The organism is Streptomyces sp. TRM68367, assembly GCF_014495685.1.
Lineage (GTDB): Bacteria > Actinomycetota > Actinomycetes > Streptomycetales > Streptomycetaceae > Streptomyces.
On record NZ_JACTVI010000004.1, the window covers coordinates 13,804 to 36,010 of the forward strand.

The 22,207-nt window shown below is 71.5% G+C and carries 21 protein-coding genes and 2 pseudogenes; 6 read left to right on the forward strand and 17 right to left on the reverse strand.

Going from position 1 to position 22,207, the window contains the following annotated elements; translation table 11 throughout:
* Positions 1 to 77: 77 nt before the first annotated feature.
* Both H8R17_RS04115 and H8R17_RS04120 read right to left on the reverse strand, forming a co-directional pair.
* A pseudogene (locus H8R17_RS04115) lies at positions 78 to 1,083 on the reverse strand (Rieske 2Fe-2S domain-containing protein).
* 49 nt (positions 1,084 to 1,132) lie between these two features.
* On the reverse strand, positions 1,133 to 1,942 hold the full coding sequence (locus H8R17_RS04120) for an alpha/beta fold hydrolase (RefSeq protein ID WP_187821935.1): 810 nt from the start codon (positions 1,940 to 1,942) through the stop codon (positions 1,133 to 1,135).
* A 215-nt stretch (positions 1,943 to 2,157) separates the two neighbouring features.
* Here H8R17_RS04120 and H8R17_RS04125 point away from each other — a divergent pair, with 215 nt between their 5' ends.
* Together H8R17_RS04125 and katG are read left to right on the forward strand one after the other, a co-directional pair.
* A complete protein-coding gene (locus tag H8R17_RS04125; RefSeq protein ID WP_187821744.1) occupies positions 2,158 to 2,595 on the forward strand; it encodes a Fur family transcriptional regulator in 438 nt (145 codons plus the stop codon).
* Between the two features lie 32 nt (positions 2,596 to 2,627).
* On the forward strand, positions 2,628 to 4,850 hold the full coding sequence (gene katG, locus H8R17_RS04130) for a catalase/peroxidase HPI (protein ID WP_187821745.1): 2,223 nt from the start codon (positions 2,628 to 2,630) through the stop codon (positions 4,848 to 4,850).
* A gap of 122 nt (positions 4,851 to 4,972) precedes the next feature.
* Here katG and H8R17_RS04135 read toward each other — a convergent pair.
* From H8R17_RS04135 to H8R17_RS04155, 5 genes and pseudogenes are all read right to left on the reverse strand, one after another.
* Positions 4,973 to 5,510: pseudogene (locus H8R17_RS04135) on the reverse strand (glycosyltransferase family 2 protein); the annotation flags it as partial.
* A 73-nt stretch (positions 5,511 to 5,583) separates the two neighbouring features.
* Positions 5,584 to 6,603: a glycosyltransferase gene (locus H8R17_RS04140; protein ID WP_187821746.1), complete on the reverse strand. Its 1,020-nt coding sequence runs from the start codon at positions 6,601 to 6,603 to the stop codon at positions 5,584 to 5,586.
* Entirely contained in the window at positions 6,600 to 7,079 is a 480-nt protein-coding gene (locus H8R17_RS04145; protein ID WP_399476235.1) for a carbamoyltransferase C-terminal domain-containing protein, read from the reverse strand. Before H8R17_RS04145 ends, H8R17_RS04140 begins: the two co-directional genes overlap by 4 nt.
* A 65-nt stretch (positions 7,080 to 7,144) precedes the next feature.
* Complete coding sequence (locus H8R17_RS04150; protein WP_187821747.1) at positions 7,145 to 7,540, reverse strand: SseB family protein; 396 nt, start codon at positions 7,538 to 7,540, stop codon at positions 7,145 to 7,147.
* A gap of 155 nt (positions 7,541 to 7,695) precedes the next feature.
* On the reverse strand, positions 7,696 to 7,959 hold the full coding sequence (locus H8R17_RS04155) for a GlsB/YeaQ/YmgE family stress response membrane protein (RefSeq protein ID WP_187821748.1): 264 nt from the start codon (positions 7,957 to 7,959) through the stop codon (positions 7,696 to 7,698).
* 352 nt (positions 7,960 to 8,311) lie between these two features.
* On the opposite strand from H8R17_RS04155, the gene H8R17_RS04160 reads away from it, so the two are divergent.
* Together H8R17_RS04160 and H8R17_RS04165 are read left to right on the forward strand one after the other, a co-directional pair.
* Complete coding sequence (locus tag H8R17_RS04160) at positions 8,312 to 10,024, forward strand: SpoIIE family protein phosphatase (protein WP_187821749.1); 1,713 nt, start codon at positions 8,312 to 8,314, stop codon at positions 10,022 to 10,024.
* A 229-nt stretch (positions 10,025 to 10,253) separates the two neighbouring features.
* Positions 10,254 to 10,916 carry an EamA family transporter gene (locus tag H8R17_RS04165; protein WP_262505011.1) on the forward strand — a complete coding sequence of 221 codons (663 nt, stop codon included), beginning with the start codon at positions 10,254 to 10,256 and terminating at the stop codon, positions 10,914 to 10,916.
* A gap of 62 nt (positions 10,917 to 10,978) precedes the next feature.
* Here H8R17_RS04165 and H8R17_RS04170 read toward each other — a convergent pair whose 3' ends face one another.
* The gene (locus H8R17_RS04170; RefSeq protein ID WP_187821750.1) at positions 10,979 to 11,980 is read right to left on the reverse strand and encodes a sigma-70 family RNA polymerase sigma factor; all 1,002 of its coding nucleotides are present in this window, start codon (positions 11,978 to 11,980) and stop codon (positions 10,979 to 10,981) included.
* A 102-nt stretch (positions 11,981 to 12,082) separates the two neighbouring features.
* Positions 12,083 to 12,469 (reverse strand): DUF2267 domain-containing protein, encoded by a 387-nt coding sequence (locus H8R17_RS04175; protein WP_187821751.1) that lies wholly within the window; start codon positions 12,467 to 12,469, stop codon positions 12,083 to 12,085.
* A gap of 154 nt (positions 12,470 to 12,623) precedes the next feature.
* On the opposite strand from H8R17_RS04175, the gene H8R17_RS04180 reads away from it, so the two are divergent.
* Positions 12,624 to 13,184, forward strand: a complete 561-nt coding sequence (locus H8R17_RS04180; RefSeq protein ID WP_187821752.1) for a hemerythrin domain-containing protein — start codon at positions 12,624 to 12,626, stop codon at positions 13,182 to 13,184.
* A gap of 96 nt (positions 13,185 to 13,280) precedes the next feature.
* Positions 13,281 to 13,706, forward strand: a complete 426-nt coding sequence (locus H8R17_RS04185; protein ID WP_262505012.1) for a hypothetical protein — start codon at positions 13,281 to 13,283, stop codon at positions 13,704 to 13,706.
* Positions 13,707 to 13,898: 192 nt separating this feature from the next.
* On the opposite strand, the gene H8R17_RS04190 is transcribed toward H8R17_RS04185, so the two are convergent.
* The 8 genes from H8R17_RS04190 to H8R17_RS04225 all read right to left on the reverse strand — a co-directional run bounded on the left by H8R17_RS04190 (position 13,899) and on the right by H8R17_RS04225 (position 22,161).
* Entirely contained in the window at positions 13,899 to 14,939 is a 1,041-nt protein-coding gene (locus H8R17_RS04190; RefSeq protein WP_187821754.1) for an acyl-CoA dehydrogenase family protein, read from the reverse strand.
* Entirely contained in the window at positions 14,939 to 16,108 is a 1,170-nt protein-coding gene (locus H8R17_RS04195; protein ID WP_187821755.1) for an acyl-CoA dehydrogenase family protein, read from the reverse strand. The genes H8R17_RS04190 and H8R17_RS04195 overlap by 1 nt, the downstream gene beginning before the upstream one ends.
* Before the next feature lie 16 nt (positions 16,109 to 16,124).
* Positions 16,125 to 16,295 (reverse strand): hypothetical protein, encoded by a 171-nt coding sequence (locus H8R17_RS04200; RefSeq protein WP_187821756.1) that lies wholly within the window; start codon positions 16,293 to 16,295, stop codon positions 16,125 to 16,127.
* Between the two features lie 380 nt (positions 16,296 to 16,675).
* Positions 16,676 to 17,278, reverse strand: a complete 603-nt coding sequence (locus H8R17_RS04205) for an ATP/GTP-binding protein (protein WP_187821757.1) — start codon at positions 17,276 to 17,278, stop codon at positions 16,676 to 16,678.
* Positions 17,259 to 17,633 carry a DUF742 domain-containing protein gene (locus H8R17_RS04210; protein ID WP_187821758.1) on the reverse strand — a complete coding sequence of 125 codons (375 nt, stop codon included), beginning with the start codon at positions 17,631 to 17,633 and terminating at the stop codon, positions 17,259 to 17,261. Before H8R17_RS04210 ends, H8R17_RS04205 begins: the two co-directional genes overlap by 20 nt.
* On the reverse strand, positions 17,626 to 18,057 hold the full coding sequence (locus H8R17_RS04215; RefSeq protein WP_187821759.1) for a roadblock/LC7 domain-containing protein: 432 nt from the start codon (positions 18,055 to 18,057) through the stop codon (positions 17,626 to 17,628). The genes H8R17_RS04210 and H8R17_RS04215 overlap by 8 nt, the downstream gene beginning before the upstream one ends.
* A gap of 14 nt (positions 18,058 to 18,071) precedes the next feature.
* Entirely contained in the window at positions 18,072 to 20,738 is a 2,667-nt protein-coding gene (locus H8R17_RS04220) for an ATP-binding protein (protein ID WP_187821760.1), read from the reverse strand.
* 238 nt (positions 20,739 to 20,976) lie between these two features.
* On the reverse strand, positions 20,977 to 22,161 hold the full coding sequence (locus H8R17_RS04225; protein WP_187821761.1) for an NAD(P)/FAD-dependent oxidoreductase: 1,185 nt from the start codon (positions 22,159 to 22,161) through the stop codon (positions 20,977 to 20,979).
* Positions 22,162 to 22,207 lie beyond the last annotated feature (46 nt).

Genomic DNA, 22,207 nt, shown 5'->3' on the forward strand with positions numbered 1-22,207 from the left:
GCCCGATGCCACCCGGGGCAGGTCTCCCTCCTCGGTCGTCCCGGCTCTTTCCACTGTCGTCGTGCCGGTCCTGCTCCTCATGCTTCTGCGTTCGCGCCTGCGTGGCCAGGCGTGACGGTCAGCCGGAGGCGGTCGGCCGCTCCGCTTCCGGACCCGGAGTGTGCGGTGTGGCCGCCGGGCTGCCCCGCCGCCGGGGTCTCGGGCGGATAGAACTGGGCGTACCAGCGGCGCAAGGCCTTGATCCCCTTCTCGTGCGGGAGCAGCACGGGGCGCGGCTGGTGGATCTTGTGGTCCCAGATCCGGACCTCCTCGCGGACCTCGCCCAGGGCCTCCGCGCGGAAGACGAGCTTGAGGGCGGGCGTCAGGAACGGCAGCCGGGACGGCTTGCGGACGTAGTAGAGCATCCGCATCTCGCTGGTGCGGTCGTCGACCGGGGTGGTGAGGGCGACGGCGGTCACCGAGATGACGGGGCCGTGGGAGCGGACCACCATGACGCCCGGGCCGTACATGAACGCGTCGAAGGTGTTGTCGATGTCCCAGCCGAGGACGCGCCGCCGGATCCGGCCGCGGACCTCGGCGAAGGGGCCGTCCGTCCGCCAGTCCTGGACGGGGGGGCTCGCTCTGGCCGTGGATGAAGTGGAAGTACGACTCGTCGACGATGTTCTCGCGCATCTCCTGGACGTGGACACGCGCCCGGCAGGTGTCGTCGACCGGCCGGGCGAAGCCCCTCGATCCCGCGTCCGGGGTCTCCGGCACCTCCTAGGACGGCTCACCCGGCCCGGTGTGGAGGAAGATCAGCCCGCTGTGCTCACGGACCGGGAAGCCGCCGAGGGACACCTTCGGGGCCCGGACCGCGAACGGCGCCTGGACGCACCGGCCGTCCGCGCCGAACCGCCACCCGTGGAAGGGGCACTCCACGGCGCCGTCCACGACCTTGCCTCCGACGCCGAGGTGCGCGCCGTAGTGCGGGCAGTGCACGTCCCGCACGGCGGGCCGGCCGTCCGCTCCCCGGAAGGCGATCAGGGCCCGCCCGAAGTAGTGCAGGCTGAGCAGCCCGGCGTCCGGGAATATCGCATCCGGCACTGCATGCCGGTCGGCCGCGCCCGGCCTCGTCGGCCGGGTACGGTGGCGGTCACGCCGGACCGCTGCCGGTGGCGGCTGCCGCTGGGGCCCGTCGCAGGGGAAGCAGCGTCTGGACGGGCTCGTTGGCAAGGAAGTCGAGAATGATGCGGTTGACCTCCGCGGGCTTCTCCATGAGCAGCGCATGAGAGGTTCCGGGGACGACGGCCAGTTCGGAGCCGGGGATCGCGCGATAGAGGGCGACCGTGTGCTCGAGCGTGATCAGGTCGTCGTCTCCGACGAGGACGAGGGTGGGCGCTCCGATACGGGCCAGGTCCTCCTCGGGGATGGTCGGCTGGGTGCGGAACATGTCGGTCAGCTTGCCCATGACGACCGGCCAGTGGTCGGCACCGTCGGGCGACGTGGCTTCGTACGCCTGACGGAACATCGCCAGGTCGGGGGCATCGGGCGTCACGTGATCGAGCATCTCCGGCGCCGCACCGCTCTGCGGACCCGGGAGGAAGCTGGCACCCATGGCCACGACCTTGCGGACCAGGTCGGGGCGGGCGATGGCGACGAGCAGGGCGACGACCCCGCCGTCGCTCCATCCGACGAGATGGGCAGGACCGCCGACGACCGACTCGATGAAGGCGACGGTGTCGTCGGCCATGTCCTGATAGGAGAGCGGTCCCTCGACGTCGGGCGTGTGCCCGTGCCCGCGGCGCTCCGGAAGGAAGACGCGGTACCTCGCCGCGAAGTCGGTTCGCTGGGCCGCCCACGTCTCGTTCGTGCAGAGGCCGCCGTGCAGGAGGAGCAACGGGTCACCGGCGCCTTCGGCCTCGTACCACATCCTGACCCAGCGGAGTTCCACGTAGTCGCCCATGATCCAGCCTTTCCGGAACGCCCCCTTCACGGTCAGTCTCCGCCGCCGACTGAATGACCTGCGATGTGAGAGAGCACTGCTGTCGAATGAGTGAGCTATGACCTGGCTCGCGTTTCACCCTTGAACATGACAAAGCACCCCTCCATCGTGACACAAAAAACTTTGGCCGTTCGTTTTATTGAACCGTTCGTGTTTGTGCGGGTAGGTTGTGCGCCATGACCGCATCCCCGACTCCGACCACCGCCGAGGAGCTGCGCGGTGCCGGCCTGCGGGTGACGGCCGCTCGCGTCGCGCTGCTCGAAACCGTCCGAGCCGGTGACCACCTCGGGGTCGAGGCGATCGCCTCCGGGGTTCGCGATCGCGTGGGTCACATCTCCGTACAAGCCGTGTACGAGGCGTTGCACGCCCTCACGGCGGCGGGACTCATACGCCGTATCGAACCGCCCGGCAGCCCGGCCCGGTTCGAGGGACGCGTCGGCGACAACCACCACCACATCGTGTGCCGGTCGTGCGGTGTCGTCGCCGATGTCGACTGCGCGGTCGGGGACGCCCCGTGCCTGACCGCGTCCGACGACCACGGCTTCTCGATCGACGAGGCCGAGGTCATCTACTGGGGCCTGTGCCTCGCCTGTTCACCCGCCCGCAGTTCCTGAGCACCGATATCCCACAGTTCGGAAGGACTCTCATGGCCGAGAACCCTGATGCAATCGTCACCGACCCCAAGATGGAGGGAACCGGTGGCTGCCCGGTCGCGCACGGGCGCGCCCTGCACCCCACTCAGGGTGGCGGAAACCGCCAGTGGTGGCCGGAGCGGCTCAACCTGAAGATCCTTGCCAAGAACCCCGCCGTGGCCAACCCGCTCGGCGAGGAGTTCGACTACGCCGAGGCGTTCAAGTCCCTCGACCTCGCCGCCGTGAAACGGGACATCGCGGAGGTGCTGACCACCTCGCAGGACTGGTGGCCCGCCGACTTCGGCAACTACGGCCCGCTGATGATCCGTATGGCCTGGCACAGCGCGGGCACCTACCGCATCAGCGACGGCCGCGGCGGCGCCGGCGCCGGCCAGCAGCGCTTCGCCCCGCTGAACAGCTGGCCGGACAACGGCAACCTCGACAAGGCCCGCCGTCTGCTGTGGCCGGTCAAGAAGAAGTACGGCCAGAGCATCTCCTGGGCCGACCTCATGATCCTCACCGGCAACGTCGCGCTGGAGCAGATGGGCTTCGAGACCTTCGGCTTCGGCGGCGGCCGTGAGGACGTCTGGGAGCCGGAGGAGGACGTCTACTGGGGTCCCGAGACCACCTGGCTGGACGACCGGCGCTACTCCGGCGACCGCGAGCTGGAGAACCCGCTCGGCGCGGTCCAGATGGGCCTGATCTACGTCAACCCGGAAGGCCCGAACGGCAACCCGGACCCGATCGCCGCGGCCCGCGACATCCGTGAGACGTTCCGCCGGATGGCGATGAACGACGAGGAGACGGTGGCCCTGATCGCGGGCGGTCACACCTTCGGCAAGACCCACGGCGCCGGCCCGGCGGACGCCGTCGGGGCCGACCCCGAGGCCGCCTCGATGGAGGAGCAGGGCCTGGGCTGGCGCAGCACCCACGGCACCGGCAAGGCCGGGGACGCCATCACGTCCGGCCTGGAGGTCACCTGGACCACCAAGCCGACCCGGTGGAGCAACGACTTCTTCGAGATCCTCTTCGGCTACGAGTGGGAGCTGACCGAGTCCCCGGCCGGCGCCAAGCAGTGGGTGGCCAAGGACGCCGAGGCGATCATCCCCGACGCGCACGACCCGTCGAAGAAGCGCCTCCCGACGATGCTCACCACCGACCTGTCGCTGCGCTTCGACCCGATCTACGAGCCGATCTCCCGCCGGTTCAAGGACAACCCCGCCGAGTTCGCGGACGCCTTCGCCCGCGCCTGGTACAAGCTGACCCACCGCGACATGGGCCCGAAGTCGCTGTACCTCGGCCCGGAGGTCCCGGAGGAGACCCTGCTGTGGCAGGACCCGCTGCCCGAGGCCGAGGGTGAGGCCATCGACGCCGCCGACGTCGCGGCGCTCAAGGCCAAGCTCCTCGACTCCGGCCTGACCGTCTCGCAGCTGGTCTCCACCGCGTGGGCGTCGGCCTCGACGTACCGCGGCAGCGACAAGCGCGGCGGCGCCAACGGCGCCCGCATCCGCCTGGAGCCGCAGCGCGGCTGGGAGGTCAACAACCCCGACCAGCTGGCGCTGGTGCTGCGCACCCTGGAGAACATCCAGCAGGAGTTCAACGCGAACTCCGGTGCCAAGAAGGTCTCCCTGGCCGACCTGATCGTCCTCGGCGGCTCCGCTGCCGTGGAGAAGGCCGCCAAGGACGCCGGCGTCGAGGTCGAGGTGCCGTTCGTCCCGGGCCGGGTCGACGCGGCCGAGGAGCACACCGACGCGGAGTCCTTCCAGGCGCTGGAGCCCACGTCCGACGGATTCCGCAACTACGTGGGCAAGGGCAACCGGCTGCCGGCCGAGTACCTGCTGCTCGACCGGGCGAACCTGCTGACCCTGAGCGCGCCCGAGATGACGGCCCTCGTCGGCGGCCTGCGCGTGCTGGACGCCAACCACGACGGCTCGAAGTACGGCGTGCTCACCGAGACCCCAGGCAAGCTGACGAACGACTTCTTCGTCAACCTGCTCGACATGGGGACGACGTGGAAGGGCACGTCCGAGGACCAGACCACGTTCGAGGGCCGCGACGCGGCCACCGGCGAGGTCAAGTGGACCGGCACCCGGGCCGACCTGGTCTTCGGCTCGAACTCCGAGCTGCGTGCGCTCGCCGAGGTCTACGCGAGCGACGACGCGAAGGAGAAGTTCGTGAAGGACTTCGTCGACGCGTGGGTCAAGGTCATGAACCTGGACCGCTTCGACCTGGTCTGATCACGTAGAGCCCGGACGTCCCGGCCGGCCCGAAGGGGCTGGCCGGGACGTTGCCGTTTCCTGAGCCCGTCGGCCGTCAGCCGTCCACGCGGGCGGCGAGCAGGGCGCGGACCGCCTCGACGGCGGGGCCAGGTCGTAGGCGAGGAGGGTCTCCTCGGCGCCGAAGAACGGCAGCCGGTGGTAGCCGCCCGCGTCGAGGTAGGCGGTGCGGCGGGCGACGGCGGCGCAGCCGAGGAAGCCGAGGACCGAGGTACCGGGCAGGTCGTCGGCCCCTCCCAAGGGCGAGGCGGCGAGGACGTCGTTGAGCGGGTCCGGGGTGTTGCCGGGGCCGACGAGCGTGCGGGCGGCGAGCAGGCCGAGCCGCGGGTGGGCATCCAGCAGTCGTGCCGCGGTGTCCAGGGCGCCCGGCTCCCACCAGGAGTCGTCGTCGCTGAACGCCACGTACGGGGTGGACAGGGCGCGTACGCCGGCGTTGCGGGCGAGGGCTCCGCGGCTGGCGGGCAGGGCGAGCACGCGGACGTCGGGGTAGCGGCGAGCCAGCAGGGTGCGGGTGCCGTCGGTGGACGCGTTGTCGGCCACGAGGACGGGCGGGCGCTCCGGCAGGGCGAGCAGGTGGTCGAGGGTGGCGGCGAGGGTGGCGGCGCGGTTCCGGGTGGCGATGACGACGCCGTCGTCGGCTGCGCTCGGTGGGGGTAGGCGGCTGTCATCCGCTCGCGGACGACGGGCTTGCCGGTCACGGGGACACCTCCTGCCAGGGCCGGGCGGCGCGGTGTTGCCACCGGCCCGTCAGCCAGTGCCAGGTCGCCGCGGGCGGGATCAGCAGGCTCGTGACGAGCATCGTGTCGACCTCGTACCGGGTGCGCGGGCCGGGCACGATCCGGGCCCAGGCGAACTCGGCGGTGCCCGCCGCCCAGCACAGCGCCGTGAGCAGCGCCCCGTCGCGCCGGCCGGCGGCCGCGAGGGCGCAGGCGGCGCCGGCGGCCGCGGTGATCGCGAGGTGGCGGCGGATCCGGCCGCGGGGCGCGGCCGCCATCTGCCACCAGTCAGGGCCGTGCAGGCGCAGCATCAGGGCGTCGTCGGCGTTGCCCCGCTGGGCCCGCACCGACACCCAGCGGTCGGCGGGGCGCACGGGGTGGCGGGTCGTGCGCTGCCCGCGGTGGATGCGCCAGCCGGCGTCGAGGACCCGCAGCGCGATGTCGGCGTCCTCCCGGAAGGCGCGCCGGAAGCGCTCGTCGAAGCCGCCGACCTGCTTCAGTGCCTCGGTGCGGTAGGCCATGTCGGCGGTGATCCACCGCGAGCCGGCCAGGGCAGCGGTGCAGCGCTCCCAGTCGGTGGGGCGGCGCCCGTGGGGCAGCGGTACCGTGATCACGCCCTGGATGGCGGCCGTGTCCGGCCGCGCCTCGGCCAGGTCGCGGGCGGCCTGCTCGCACCAGTGCGGTCCGACCTGGACGTCGTCGTCGAGGAAGACCACCCAGGGCGAGCGGACGGCCCGCAGGCCGGTGTTGCGCGCCGCGGTGGGTCCCCGGCCCCCGCTCTGCAGGACCGTGGTGCGGCTCCGCAGATCGCCGAGGACGGACAGCGGGTGCTCCAGCGGTGCGGGCTCGGGGTCCGGCCGGTCGTCGACGAGGACGATCTCCTCGGGCTGCGGCCCGGTCGCGGCGGCGAGCGCCGCCAGGCAGTCGGCGAGCGTGTCCCGCACCAGCGTCGGTACGACGACGGCGTAGGCGGACGGCTTCGGCGCGGACTCGGTCATGTGAACGCCCTCCCCCTGCGCACCGCGTACGGCCCGATCGCGAGCAGGTCGACGGGCGCGGAGCCGAAGCACTCCAGCGCGTCGCGGGGCGTGTCGACCATGGGCCGCCCGGCGGTGTTGAGGCTGGTGTTGACGACGGGCAGGCCGGTGCGCCGTTCGAAGGCGTCCAGCATGCGGGCCACGAGCGGCTCCCGGCGCTCGTCGACGGTCTGGATGTGGGCGGTGCCGTCGACGTGCACGACGGCGGGGATCCGGTCACGCCAGCTGGCTGCGACATCGTGCACGAACAGCATGTACGGGCTGGGCAGCACACCGGCTTCCGCGCCGTCCTCGAGCAGGCGTCCGCACATGTGGGACCCCACGAATCCGGCTCCTCCGGTCACCAGCGCCCGTCGCCACCCGTGTCCGTTCACGAGGCCCTCCACGCATCGCCGTCGGTCGGATGTCAGCGAGCGAGTACCCCACCGCTCGGCCACCTTTCATGATTTGGAGGGTATTGACGCATTAGCCGGTGATAGCCGATTTCGTCATAATTGGGTGTTCAGCGGTCGCGGTCGAGGAGTTCCTTGACGCCATGGGCGGTGAGCCTCAGCTCCTCCGGCGCACCGGCGTCGATCACCATCGAGAGCCGCTCGGAGGGCCAGCCGCGGGCGAGCGCGCCGAGCACCACGCTGCGGTGCCGCGTGATGTGCGGCATCGCATGTTCCAGGCGCGCCTGTGTGGTGAAGACGGGCACCAGCTCGGTGCCGTCGCGTTGTTCGTACACGGGCAGACTCAGAGCCTTGGGATCCGGGCCTTCCGCGTTGACGCCGGCCGGCACCAGGACCTCGCTCATGGCGAGCGTGTCCAGTGTCTCCTCATCGGCGCCGTCCGAGATGACGGCCCGCAGGGCCTGCTGAACGGCGGAGGCGGAGCTCCCGGGGTGCGAGTCAGTCATGGTTCGTCCCATCGCCAGGTCGGACGTGCTCCACTTCGTGTGGAGCCGGTCTCGGTTATGCAGTGCAGACAAGCTGTCGGACGAGGAGCGGACGCGAGCCGCGCAGGAAGGCGAGAAGTAAAGTGCTCCTCCACTCACCGGGGGCGGTCCGCAGGTCAGCGGCGCAGCTTCACCCGGCTCAGCGCCGCGACGCCGAAGGCGGCCAGAGCGATCTGGAAGATCCATTCGACCCAGTCGACGCCCTTGGTGTCGGCGACACCGAAGGCCGCGGCGATGGCCGAGCCCACCAGGGCCGCCACGATGCCGACCAGGACCGTCCGCAGCATGCCGATCCGCTGGCGTCCCGGCACGACCAGCCTGCCGAGCACGCCGATCACGATGCCGACCACGATCGCGCTGATGATGCCCGAGATCTCCATGACTCCTCACTTCATCCCGTTGTGTGTCGGGCTCCGGGTGCCCGCGACGGGCAGGACCAGTCGCATGACCAGTCAAGGGAGTTGTTGACCATGGACAACGACAAGCGCAGGAATGCCTATCTCCGCCAGTCCGGCCGCAAGGACGTGACACCCCGGCAGCGACGCCGTCTCGCCAAGAAGGCCGGACAGGGCAAGGGAAAGGGATGAGATCCCCGGCCACCACGTCCGTCAGCGTCTGAGGGCCGGTGAAACGCCGCTGCCCCTGCTGGCGTCGGCTCCGCTCGTCGGGGAACTCCGTAACGTGGCAGGAAGGGACGGGCCGACCGCCCTCCGGTTCGCGGGAGGCCGACACATGACGGACGCCGAGGCAGCGGGCACGGCCGGCGCGCGGCCCGGCGGCCATGGCCGGGAGGCGCTCGCCGGGGCCCTCGACGCCCTGGGCTGCGGCGCCATTCTGGCGGACGACCGGGGCCACATCGTCGGCGTCAACGCGCGGGCCGAACAGCTGCTGGACCGCACCGCCGCGGACCTGGTGGGCCAGGACGCCCACGAGCTGCTGCACCGCAACCGCCACGGCGAGCCCATGCCGCGGGCCCAGTGCCGGATCCGGGAGACACTCCTGGCCGAACGCACGGCACAGGGCGCCGGCGAGTGGCTGGAACGCGGCGACGGCTCCTTGCTGGCGGTGTCGTGGCTGGCCACTGCCTGCTCCCTCGGCGACCGGCCCACCACCCTGGTGCTCTTCCACCCCGCTGACGGCGCCGAGCCGCCCGCCGAGCGGCGGGAGCAGCCCACCGGCACGCTCTCGGAGCTGGAGCGCCTCGCCCTGCTCGCCGAGACGACCACGCTGTTGACGTCCACCCTCGACGTCGACGAGGCGCTGCGCAGACTGACAAGCCTGGTGGTGCCGCGCCTGGCGGACTGGGCCGTCATCGATCTGATCAACGAGCAGGACGAGGTGTGGCGCCTGACCGTCGCGCACGCGGAGAGCGGCGGGCTCGTACACCGGGACGACCTCCAGGGGCCGATGCCGCCGGTGCCCGAGGAGTCCCCGATGCCCCTGTCCCGGGCCCTGCGCGGCGTCGCGTCCTCCCTGGCCGGACCGGAGACCTACCAGGGCCCGCCGGACTCGGGCATCGCGGAGGAGCAGCGCCGCCTGTTCGACGCGACCGGCATGCACTCGACCGTCACCGCCCCGATCCACAGTCTGCGGGAGGTCATGGGAGCGCTGACCCTGGGCCGCTCCGAGCGGCCCGAGCCGTTCACCGCGGCCGACATCGCGCTGCTGGAGGACATCACCCGCCGGGCCGGTCTCGCCCTGGACAACGCGCGGCTGTACGAGCGGCAGCGCAAGGTCGCCGAGACCATGCAGCGCCATCTGCTGCCCCAGCTGCCGCGCGTGCCGGAACTGCGGATGACCGCCCGCTACCTGCCCGCGCCCGACTCCTCACAGGTCGGCGGCGACTGGTACGACGCCTTCACCCTGACGGACGGCGCCACGGCCCTGGCGATCGGGGACGTCGTCGGCCACGACCTGGACGCGGCGGCCGGCATGGCCCAGCTGCGCAACATGCTGCGCGCCTACGCCTGGTCGCAGCAGGAGCCGCCGAGCCGGATCGTCCAGCGGCTGGACCTCGCGGCCCTGCACATCGCCGAGGTCTCCATGGCCACCATGATCTTCGCCCGGCTGACCGTGTCCGACGACGGGCGGTGCACGCTGTGCTGGACCAACGCCGGCCACCCGCCGCCGCTGCTGGTCACCCGTGACGGTGCGGCCCGCTACCTCACCGAGGGCCACGGGGTGCTGCTGGGCATCGCGGCCGACCAGGACCGGGCCGACGCGACGGCGGACCTGCCGCCCGGATCCACCCTGCTGCTGTACACCGACGGTCTGGTGGAGTCCCCGGGCGACTCCATCGACGACGGTCTGCACCGGCTGCGGCGGCACGCCGCGTCCCTGGCCCGCCGCCCCCTGGAGTCCTTCACCGACCGCCTGCTGGAGCGGGCCCGCCCGCCCCACAACGAGGACGACGTCGCCCTGCTGGTGGTGCGCATCCCCCGCTGACCCCGGCCCGTCCGCTCCGGCGTACGAGAGGAACCCGCATGGGCGAACTGCTCGCGTGAGCCTCCGCGTCGTGCTTCGGCATCACCCACTTCGTCAACGGGCTGGTCTCCTACCGCACCGGCGGAGTGACGGTGGCGCTGCACGCCTACCTGGGCGGCACCGCGCTGAGTGTCGCCGCGGTGCCCTCGCCGGACACGGCAGCCCGTCCGCCGCGGACCTGGGCTGGGGTGTGCTGTCCGGAGCCGGTACCGGGATCGGGGTCGCCTTCCTCTACCGCGCGCTGGCGAAAGGCGCGATGAGCATCGTCGTACCGGTGAGCGACGTGACGACGGTGGCGCTGCCGGTGCTGGCCGGGCTCGCGCTGCTCGGCGAGCGGCCGACGGCCCTCGCCCTGGTCGGCATCGCCGCCGCGTTCCCCGCGCTGTGGCTGGTCTCCCGCGGCCCGGAGTCCGTACGGCCGCCCGGTCCGGCGGGCGGCCGGCGCAGCTCGGCGGTGGCCGACGCCCTGGTCGCGGGCGTCGGCTTCGCGGTGCAGTTCCTCGCGATGGCCCGGGTCCCGGAGGGTACCGGGCTGTGGCCGGTGGCGGCGAGCCGGGTGGCGTCGGTCGTCCTCATCAGCGGCCTGCTCGCCGGCCAGGGAGCGCCCTGGGGGCTGCGGTCGCGGCAGGCCGCCGCGGCTGCCGGAGCGGGGGCGCTCGGGACCCTCGCCATCCTGCTCTACCTCGCGGCGACCCGGCAGCAGCTGGTGGCCGTGGCCAACGTCCTGGCCGCGCTCTACCCGGCCGTACCGGTCCTGCTCGCCATGGTCTTCCTGCGCGAGCGCACGACCGCGGCCCGGACGCTCGGTCTGCTGCGCGCCGCGGCGGCCATCGCACTCATCGCCCTCGCCTGAAGCTCGCCCTCGCCTGAAGCGCTGGGCCGGCCAGGCGCGGGTTTCGGGCGTTCGGGGCGCGGTCAGCTCGCCCACTCCCGCAACCGCTGCCCTGTCTCGGCCCGCAGCCGGCCGAGGGACTGCTTCTCCAGCTGACGCACGCGTTCACGCGTGAGGCCCACGCGTTTCGCCACCTGTTCGAGGGTGCGCTGCTGCCCGTCGTGCAGGCCGTAACGCAGGCTGAGGATCATGGCCTCGCGGGGTGCGAGCGTGCCGACGGCCTCCCGCAGGTCGGCCGCGAGCGCCCGGTACTCGGCGACGTCCGCGGCCTGGAGCACCTCCGTGTCGGGGATGAGGTCGCCGACCACGGTCTGGCCGGTCTCGTCCACGGGCGTGTCCAGGCTGACGGCGTCCCGTCCGACGCGGCGCATCCAGCTGACCCGGTCCTCGGCGAACCCGCTGTCCCGGCCGACCTCCTCGGCGGTGGGCTCGCGGCCGAGGTGCAGTTGGAGGCGCCGTTCGACCTTGCCGAGCTTGTGCAGCTCCTCCACGACGTGCATGGGCAGCCGTACCGTACGGGCGTGCTGGGCCAGGCCCCGCTCGATCGCCTGCCGGATCCACCAGGTGGCGTAGGTGGAGAACTTGAAGCCCTTGGTGTGGTCGAACTTCTCCACTGCCCGGATCAGCCCCAGGTTTCCCTCCTGGATGACGTCAAGAAGCGGCATACCCCGGTGGGCGTGCCGCTTGGCCATCGCCACCACGAGGCGGAGGTTGGCCCGGATCATGTGGTCCTTGGCCGCCAGGCCGTCCCGTTCGACGGCCTCCAGTTGCCGGTGCCGCTCCGGCAGCAGGCCGGGTTCGCCGACGTCGGCCTGCTCCAGCTCCTCCATGGCGTGCACGCCGGCCTCGATCCGCCGGGCGAGGCGCGCCTCGTCCTCAGCGGTGAGCAGCGGGGTCGCGGCGATCTGGGCCAGGTACCGGCCGAGGAGATCCGGTTCCTCGCCGGGTTCGGGAACCCGGTTCCGCGACCGCGAGCGGGCGGAAGCGCGGCGGTCCGCCATGGGCATCTGTGCCGGGGCAGCCATCCGTACGACCCTCCGTCCCCTGTCGTTCCGGGGTGTTCCGGGTACCCGGCGCGTCCCGGGCGAACCGGACGCCGGCCCTGGCACCGCGCGCCGGGAGCCCGGTCAGGCGAGTTCGGCGTGCCCGAAGAGTTCGGCGTACCCGGCCGGGAGGGCGCTGATCAGCCTGTTCAGCTCCCCGCCCGACACGGTGTTGCCGAGCGTGCTGAGCACGGTCTCGGCGTGGCGGCGGGCGGTCTCCTCGTCGTCGTCGGCGGCGGTCGCCACCTGGTGGACGAACTCCTGGACACCCCAGGTCCGTCCCTCGGTGCCCACGCCGGTGATGAATTCGCCGATCTCCGTGGGCAGTTGGTCCGCCAGATGGTCCGCGACGGACGGTGGCAGGCGTTCACCGAGAGTGGCCAGTACGGCTTCGGTGACGCGCGCCGCCTCGTCGACGTTCTCGTACTCGCCCTGCTTGCGGACGTCGGCCAGGAATTCCCGATAGATCATGAGTCGCTCCATAGATCGGAAAGGCGTCCACGGCGGTCCCCGTGCGAACGGTCGGGTACCCATACCGGGCTATAACGTACTTTTCATGTATTTTTCGGGTGCGGACGGGGTGGGTACCCGGTGACCACCGCCCCCGCACAGCGGAGCGCCCGCCATGCAGGACCGAGCGAACATCATCACCGAACTGACTGCATCCCACCGGAGGGTGGAAGAGGCCCTCGCCCGGGTCCAGTCCCTGCCGGGCGACGATCCCCGGCGCAGGGACCGCCTCAAGGAGGCCACCCTGGCGCTGGTGTGCCAGGCTGTGGCGCAGGAGCGCCATCTGCACCCGGCGGTGCGACGGTACGTCCCAGAAGGCGAGCGCCTCGTACGGCAGGAGGTCACCGAAGAGCTGCGCATGGAAGAGGTGCTCAAGGACCTGGAGTTCACCGACACCGACAGCGGGGAGTTCGCTCCCCTGCTGCGGCGGCTGATCACGCGGGTCCACCGCCACGCCGTGTACGAGGAGACGGCCGTCTTCCCCGAGCTGCGCAGGGGCGCACGGCCCAAGGTGCTGGCAGCCCTCGGCAAGGAGGTCCGCCGGACCGAGGACAACGCCGCCGAGCTGCGGGAGCGGCTGAGCCACCCGCCCCGTCCGGATCTGGTCGACCGGGCCCGGGATGCCTTCGAACAGTCGCGTCCGCTTCCCGTTCCCGCGGAGGCGGGAGACCTGTAGGCCGTTGTGGTCACGGCGCGTCATCGGCGGTGACGCGTCCGCCCCGCGGACGAACCGGTCGGTGAAGTCACCGTGCCCATAGGGTAGTTGGAGCCGATGTCGGTCGCACTGTTGGCGGCGCTCGCCGGAGGAGCCGGCGGAGAGGCCGGCCGACAGGCGTGGGCAGGGCTGAGCTCCCTGGTGCGGCGCCCGTTCCGGCGGCAGGACGACAACTCCGATACTCCGGCCGTGAGTTCAGGAGAGGCCGAGCGGGCCCGGCTGACGGAGTCCCCGGGCGATACGGCGCGGGCCCAGGCGCTGAGCACGGCACTGGCGGTGCGGGCCGCCCTGGACGCGGAGTTCCACGCCGGTCTGCAGCGGTGGCGCGATATGGCCGAGCCGCTGGACACCGGGAACGTCCAGAACGTGATCACCGGAGGCTCCAAGGGCCCGGTGATCCAGGGCCGCGACTTCTCCGGAATCAACATCAACACGCCGCCACCGGGTGCGGCCAGTCCCGGTTCGCACCGCACGGAGCAGTGATCGTGACGCCGCCGCCCGTGTTCACGTTCTCCTCCGGACTTGGGGGGCGGACGGCAGGACGGTCAGACCGACACGGCGGGCTGCTGTCCGGCGAGCCGGATCATCTTTGGTGCAGGCGACCGTGAGCCCCAGGCAGCGCTCGGCGGCACCCTCTCGTGGCGTGTGAGCAACGACCGTACGGCGGCGCGCAGTTCACCGTGTTCCTCGGTCGGCCTCATCCGTCTGCTCCTCGCTCGGTGCGCGGTCAGCAGTGAGGACGCGGGCGCGGCAGGCGGCGGGGGTGCCCCAGGCGGTGCGCAGCGCGCGGGCCTTGCGGATCCACAGGGACAGGTCCAGTTCCTCGGTGTAGCCGACGGCACCGTGCAGGTGCAGGGCCGTACGGGCCGCGGCGTACGCCGCCTCGCCCGCCGACACCTTGGCCGCCGCGATGTCCCGGGCGCTGTCCGGCTGTCCGGCCGCCAGGGCCAAGGCCGCGGCATACACGAGCGGCTGCGCGAACTCCAGCGCGATCAGCACGTCCGCCAGCCGGTGTTTGACCGCCTGGAACGAACCGACGGGGACCCCGAACTGGGTGCGTTGCTTGACGTAGGCGACCGTGCGGTCGAGCAGGGCGCGGCCCAGTCCCAGGGCCTGGGCGGCGGTGACCAGGGCCGCCACGCCGGCGGCGTGCTCGGCCGCCTGCAGCACGTGCGAGCCCTGGGCCAGGACGGTTCCGCCGAGCGGCCGGGCCAGCCGGCGCGCCGGGTCGGCCGACGGCTGGACGGTGCCGTACGACTCCGTGACGCGCACAGTGTCCCCGGCCAGGACAAAGACGACGTCGCCGGCGTCCGCGTCCAGGGCGTACGGGCTGTCGGGCGTCAGCAAGCACAGCGAGGCGGCGGTCTCGCCGGAGGCGATGCCCGGCAGCCAGGCCATGGCGAGAGCCGTGTCGTCCAGGCGATCGAGGAGCGCGGCCACGGCCACCGTCTCCACCAGGGGGCCGGGTACCGCGTGTCGTCCCAACTCGATGAAGGCGACGACGAGTTCGACCGGGTGCATGCCCAGCCCGTCGTACTCCTCCGCAACGGCCAGGCCGAAGACCCCGGCCTGCGCCAGGCGGGCCCACAGCGCACGCCCCGGTCCGTGGTCCCCGGCCGCCCAGGCCCGTACGGCCGCGGGAGTTGCGGCCGCTTCCAGCATGCCGTCCAGCGAGCGGGCGAACTCCCGCTGTTCGTCGTCGAGGAGGAACCGCATCACCGGCGTCCCTTCGGCAGGCCGAGCAGCCGCTCGGCGATGATGTCGCGCTGGATCTCGTTGGTGCCGGCGTAGACCGGGCCTGCCAGGGAGAAGGTGTAGCCCTCGGCCCAGCTGCCGTGCGCGGGCGACTCGCCGGCGTCGTCGGCGAGTTCACCGTACGGGCCGAGGAGGTCGAGGGCGGTCTCGTGCAGGGCGATGTCCAGCTCGGACCAGAAGACCTTGTTCAGGCTCGACTCCGCGCCGATCGCCTCTCCCGCGGCAAGGCGGGAGGCGCCCGCGTACGTGAACAGTCGATAGGCGCGAGCCCCGGTGACCGCGTCGGCGACCCGGTCGCGCAGCGCCGTGTCGGACGCATCCGCGGTGGTGCGCCACAGCGCGGTCAGCCGGTCCGCGGCAGCCGTGAAACGGCCGGGGCTGCGCAGGGTGAGGCCGCGCTCGTTGCCGGCCGTGCTCATCGCCACCCGCCAGCCCTGTCCCACGTCACCGATGACATCCTCGTCGGGCACGAACACGTCGTCGAGGAAGAGTTCGGCGAAGGCGGGCTTGCCGTCCAGGCGCCCGATGGGACGTACCGTCACGCCGTCCGCGTCCAGCGGGAACATCACATACGTCAGGCCCTGGTGGGGCTTGCCGGTGTGCGGGTCGCTGCGGAACAGGCCGAAGGCACGGTCGGCGAACGCCGCCCGCGAGGACCAGGTCTTCTGACCCGACAGCAGCCAGCCGCCCTCGGTCCGACGGGCCGTCGACCGCAGGGAGGCGAGATCCGAACCGGCCTCCGGTTCCGACCAGGCCTGCGCCCAGATCACCGCACCGCTCGCCATCGGCGGCAGGACACGTGCGCACTGCTCGGGCGTGCCGTACTCGAAGAGGGTCGGGGCCAGCAGGTTGATCCCGTTCTGGCTGACCCTGCCGGGCGCACCGGCCGCGTAGTACTCCTCCTCGAAGACCAGCCACTCGATGATCGACGCCCCCCGGCCGCCGTACTCCTCCGGCCAGGACACCACCGACCAGCGGTCCTCGAACAACGTGCGCTCCCACTCCCGGTGCGCGGCGAACCCCTCCGCCGTCTCCAGGGAGGGCAGCGGGCGGCCGGGCACTTGGGCGGCGAGCCAGGCCCGCGCCCCGGCCCGGAATTCCTCCTCCGCCGGTGAGAAGGAGAGATCCATCAGGCACCCGCCTCCTTCATCGCGCGGACGTACTCGACACCCGGGATGCCCATGCGGACCCCCGGGTCGGCGAAGAAGGGGTGCCGATGTCGTGCCCGGACTCCGGGCGGTTCATCGTGGCCGCGGCGACGGGACCTCGGCGTTCGTAGCGCACCGGCTCCTCGGGCGTCGTGCGGGCAGTGGACATCACCCTCCTCCCCTAACAAGTGTTCGGTAGATTAACGTGCCGGGCGTCAGCCGTCGAGAGTCGCCCGGACCCGCCATGAGCAGCGTCGAGGAGTTTCGCGCCGAGATCCGCGGGGCGCTGCGCGCGGACGTCACCGGTCAGGTTCGCCGGTCTGCGGGGCCGTGGCGGACGGACCTGTCCAGAACGCCTCGCCCGGGAACGACACTTGGCCGCCCGGGCTGGACCTGTGAGGGGTGGCCGAAGGAGTACGGCGGCGCAGCGCGAGCGTTTCCTGCCGCCGATCATGGCGGTCGAGGAACTGTCGGGTCAGTAGCGACCGACGCAACGCATGGTCGGTTTGCTCTTGACCAGGCCGTCGCGGACTCATCCCAGGAGGGTGATCACGGGATCAGCCGACCCACAGGAGTGCGGCGGGTGGCCGCGCGGGCGCGTGCCGCCTGCAGCGCGGCGAGGAGGACCTGCTTGCTGGAGTTCCGGTCGCGCACATCGCACAGGATGACCGGTGTGGCCGGATCGAGGGCCAGTGCCGTTCGTACTTGTTCGGCCGTGCAGTCGCACCGTCCGTGGAAGCAGTTGATGCCCACGGCGAACGGGACGTCGCGCTCCTCGAAGAAGTCGATCGAGGCGAACGACGCCTCCAGCCGCCGGGTGTCCGCGAGAACGACCGCGCCGAGTGCTCCCGTCGCCAGGTCGTCCCACATGAACCAGAAACGGTCCTGGCCGGGCGTGCCGAACAGGTACACCACCAGTTCCGGCGCGATGGTGATGCGACCGAAGTCCATCGCCACCGTCGTCGACGCCTTGCCTTCCACACCGGACAGGTCGTCTATGCCGTAACTCGCCTCGGTCATGCGCTCCTCCGTCTCCAGCGGGGGAACCTCGCTCACCGATCCAACCATGGTGGTCTTGCCGACTCCGAAGCCGCCCGCGATAAGGATCTTCAGTGCGGTCGGCATGACCGGCTCAGAGCTGACGGATACCATCCATCACCCTTTCGATGAGTTCCACGCTCGGCTGGCTCTCCCGCCCAGGCGGCGACTGGACCAGAACCAGCGAGGCGTCGAGCAGATCCCCGCACAGGACCTTCACCACGCTCACGGGCAGGTCCAGGAGAGCGGCGACCTCGGCGAGCGCCATCGCGCGGTCCCGGCACAGGTCGAGGATCTGGGCCGCTTCAGGCTCCAGATGGCCGGGGTCGGTTTCGTACTCGGACCGCGCGACGACCAGCGTGATGAGTGTGAACGTGTGCTGACTGTGGCGGGTACGCCCGCCTGTGATGGCGTACGGCCGTAGGTAGCGCCCGGCCTCCGGGCCGTCGCGCCATCGTGGTTCACGCATTCTGCACGGGACCGCCGGACGGGGACTCCGCGCGAGGTGCCGCCGTCAGGTACTGACCCACCTGTTTGACGAGCGTGCCCATCTCGTACGCCATCATCCCGACATCCACTTCCTCCGAGGCAAACGCGGCCAGTCGCGCGCCTTTGCCCGCTGCCGTGACGAAAAGGAACGCCTTGTCCATCTGGATGACCGTCTGCTGGACCTGCCCGCTGTGGAAGTGGCGCGCGGCGCCGCGGGCGAGGCTGTGCACACCCGAGGCCACCGCGGACAGGTGCTCGGCGTCGTCGCGGAGCATGTCCTTTGACTTGCCGATGAGGAGGCCGTCTCCGGAGAGCACGATGGCGCAACGGATCTCCGGAATCCGGTCCACCAGGGCGTCAAGGAGCCAGTCCAGTTGACGTCCGTTGTGTACCTGCTCAGTCATTGCGAAAGCATTCCTCACAGTTCAGGGGCACTGGGGCCTGCTGAATCGTCCTGCCGCCCGTGCACACCGCGCGGCTCACCGTCCTGGGGCGCCCAGGCCCGCTTCAGCCCTTGGTGAATGGCGTTCATCGCGCGGGCCGACGCTTCCGGGGAGATGGTGTCGTTGTCGTCCTCGTGCTGGTCATCGGCCTGCGCCGCCTCTTTCCGTAGCTGCTGTGCCAGGTTGGCTCCCTTGACTCGCTGCGGCAGTACCGAGGGAGTGGTCAGTGGACCGGAGGTGTCCCGTACGGGAGCCTGTCCGGATGGTGCGGAACCCTGTCCGGATGGTGCGGGACCCTGTCCCGAAGGCGCTGGACGCCCAGGCCGCTTGTCGCGGCGCGGCAGATCCGGCTGTCCGCCCCGAGAAGTGGTGCGTCCCGCGGACGACGCCGACCGCTCCGCCCGTGAAGCGTGGCGGGTGGGGGCGGAGTCCCTCACCGGGCGGGGCGCCGGCTCGGCCGGTTCGGGAGTCGCGGGTACAGGATGATCCGCTGCAGGGGGCAATAGGCCAGCACCTCCGTACTCGGGAAAGCCGCTGTTCTCCGACAGCCGTGTGTGGGTGACGACGTCGCCCACGGCGACGGCCCGGGCGCCCGCGCCCGCCAGAGCCTCCTGGGGCACGACGGTCGAGTCGTCGGTGCCCGTCAGCGGGGTACCGGCCCGGTCGCCGAGGGCTCCGCCGACGGCGACGGTCGACTCGAGCTGGTCCAGAACGGGCGAGGAGACCTCCTCCAGCAGGTCGGAGGGCAGGACCACTACGGCGAGCGTTCCGCCGTAGTCGGACTCACGCAGCACCACCTTGATGCCGTGCCGCTCGGCGAGCCGCGCCACCACGAAGTGTCCGAGGCGCGGATCCTCGCCCAGAGCCGTCATGTCGACCTTCGGCGGATGGGCGAGCAGTTCGTTCGCGCCGTCCCGCTGGTCCGGTGGCATGCCGAGGCCCTGATCCTCGACGTGTACGGCCAAGCCCTTCCCGACCCGCTGCGCCCTGACGGTGACCCGGGTGTCCGGCGGGGAGAAGCTGGTGCCGTTCTCGACGAGTTCCGCGAGCAGGTGCGTGACGTCGGCGACGGCCCGGCCGATGACGGCAAGCCGCCGGTCTGCCGGCGTGTTCTTGACCCTGACCCGGGTGTACTGCTCGGTCTCCGCCACCGCGCTGCGCAGCACGTCGGTGATCGAGACGGGTGGGGTCGTGCGGCGGCCTGGCGTGGCGCCGCTGAGGATCATCAGGTTCTCCGCGTGCCGGCGCACACGGGTGGCCAAGTGGTCGACCCGGAAGATGTCCTTCAACAGGTCCGAGTCCTCATGCTTGCGCTCGAGGTCGTCCAGCAGCGAGATCAGACGGTGGATCAGGATCTGTGCCCGGCGGACAAGCTGGGCGACGACCTTCTCCGTGCCTTCGCGGCCCTGAGACTGCCGCAGCGTGGAGGCCGCGGCGAGGTGCACCAGCTGGTCGATCGCTGCGGAGAGCCGCCCAAACTCGTCGGTTGCCGGTTGTCGGTCCGAGGCGAGCATAGTGGGGTCCACCGGCTCGCCCCGCTCTATTCGGGCCAGGATGTCGGGAAGCCAGAATGTCGCCAACTGCTGGGTGCGCGACCTGAGTTCGGAAAGTCGGCCGAGCGTCGAGCGTCGGACGCGCAGGGCCAGCACGGCACCACCGGCCAGGGCCGCGAGCGTGGCCGCCGTGCCCAGGAGCGTGGCCAGCATCAGCTCGTCGGCCTGGTCCGTGGCGTGGCCGGCCAGGGCGTCCAGGGAGTCGGTGCCCAGTGCCTGAAGATCGCCGACAACACTGTCGGCGGCCGTCGGCCACGACGCGGCCCGCTGCGGCAAGGAGGTGCCCTCACCGCCGCTCACGGCCTGCTCCACCGAGCCCACCTGGGTCCACTGCGGGCTGCCGGTGATCTGACTGTACGTCGCGGCAGCGCGCCCGGGAAGATCCTTGGTGGTCAGGCCTGCCCGGGCCGCCCGCTGGACCGCCAGGTACTGGACGAACCGGGCGCGGTCCGCAGGGGAGATCCGGCGGGTGGGCAGGGCGCCGGAGACGAGGGTGTCCTCACGCGCGAGCATTTCTGTGATCTGTGCCAGGACCACCGTGGCGGAGCCCCCGCGCTCCAGTTCCCCGTCGTCGCTGCGTACGGCCGCGGTGAGAAGGGCGAGGCTTTGGGAGACGGCGCCGGTGAAGTATTCGAAGGCGTCGGCGGCCGACAGGGTCCGTGCGTCGATTGCGCTGCGGCGCTCCGCCAGCGATTCCAGCGCGCCGTCGAGCGCCCGGGTCCGGGCCCGTAGCGTCACCGTGTCCAGCCCGGACGAACGGCCGCGCAACTCTGCGATGGCGGCGTCGGTCTTCTTGCGGGCGGCGTCGAGGTCCTCGCGGGCGGAGGCCGTGCGGTCGGCCTGCCAGAGTGCGGTGAGCCGACGCTCGTCCTGCAGCCGCGACACTACCTCATGGGCGGGGCGAGCTGCCGATATGTGGTCTGCGTCGGTGTGCAACTGGGTCTGCTCGTCGACGAGTCCGGCCGCCGTGTGGCCCCACAGTCCGGTCAGGCAGATCGCGGGGACCAGGAAGGGTACGGCGAACGAAGATCGAAGAGTTCTGCGAGCAGTGGAGCGATGACGTGGCCGCCGGTCGCGGGTACCTGGCATCTGATTCCTCGTGCAGCAGCGATACAACCGGTGTCGGGATGGGTGCGCAACGCCCGGCCTTCCCCGCGCAGTGGCCTGGTGGCTCACCGTGATCGAGAGTCGCGCGACCTGCACGGTATCAGGAGCGCCGCGCAGCGCCACACTCGGCGAGGACAACCCGCGGGGATCTTCACAGGAGTTGAAGGAACTCGAAACCCTGCCGAGGCTGTTGTCCGGCCGTGGCCGGTGGTGCAGTGGATCAGAGGAGGGCGAGCAGCCTGGGTGTGTAGAGGGCGTCGGCTGAGGCGATTCCGGCCACCATGTCGAGGTAGATCGCGGTGAGTTCTGGATCCGACTGCACGGCGCGCAGCAGGGACAGGCGCTGCTCGTGCGGGGCCAGTCGGGCAACGGCCAGCGTGGACTCGTAGCCCGGTGTGAGATGCCTGTCCCGGTCTTTGGCGAATCGGCCGAGAGCCGCGTCCAGCTGAGCGGGATCGCCGCCCAGCGTGCCCTCCACCGCCCGCACCAGGTTCTCCGTCTGCTGGAAGGCGTCACTGATCCCGCGTGCCGTGATGGAGTCCTTGTGGTGCCCGGCGTCGCCCACCAGGACCCAGCCGGGTCCGGTCGCCTGCCGGAAGAAGTTCTGCTGATCGCCGCTGCCGCGCAGGCGCTCCACGGGCTCCTTGTGGAGTAGCCGGTCGTGGAGGGTCGGCGCGGTGGTCCGGATCTGCTCCTGGTAGGCGCGGTGCGCGTCGGTGCGGACCTCCTCGAAGCGGGACTGCGGGAAGTAGGCAAGGACGAGAGTGGCCCCGTCGTTGGTGGGCACGGCGGCCACCCAGCCGCCGGGCCGTTCGTACAGCTCCAGGTCGGCGGGCACCTCCTGCCAGTACGCGTAGTAGGCACAGCTCAGCCGCTTGTCCTGCACGGTGTACGGCGCCGCCACCAGGCGGGCGACGCTGGAGCGCATGCCGTCCGCGCCGATCACCAGATGTGCGCGTTCGGTGAAACTTCGGCCGCCGTGCCGGCCCTCGACGCCGACGACACGTCCCACTTCGTCTCGCAGCAGGCCGGTCACCCGGCTGCGGTCGCGGAACTCGGCGCCCGCTCCGGCTGCCGCGTCGACCAGGAGGGCGTCCAGGACGCGGCGACGTGGGGCGATACCCGCGCGCTGGCCTTCAACTCCCCGGGCGCACCCCTCGATGCGGATGTCGGCGACCTCGTAGACCGTGCGCTCCAGCGGTGGGCATCCCGAGGCGCGGACCTGTTCCAGCAGGCCCCAGCGCGCGAGTGCCGCGACGCCGGGCTGGTGGATGAGATGCGTGGAGAGGGTGTCGGAGCCGTACGGCTCCTTGTCGAGCAGGAGTATCCGGTATCCCGCGCGGGCCAGCAGCAGAGCGGCGGACGCGCCGGCACAGCGCGCTCCCACCACAATGGCGTCGTACATGCGGATGCCTCACAACGAACGGGGACAGGGACCAGACCAGCGGACT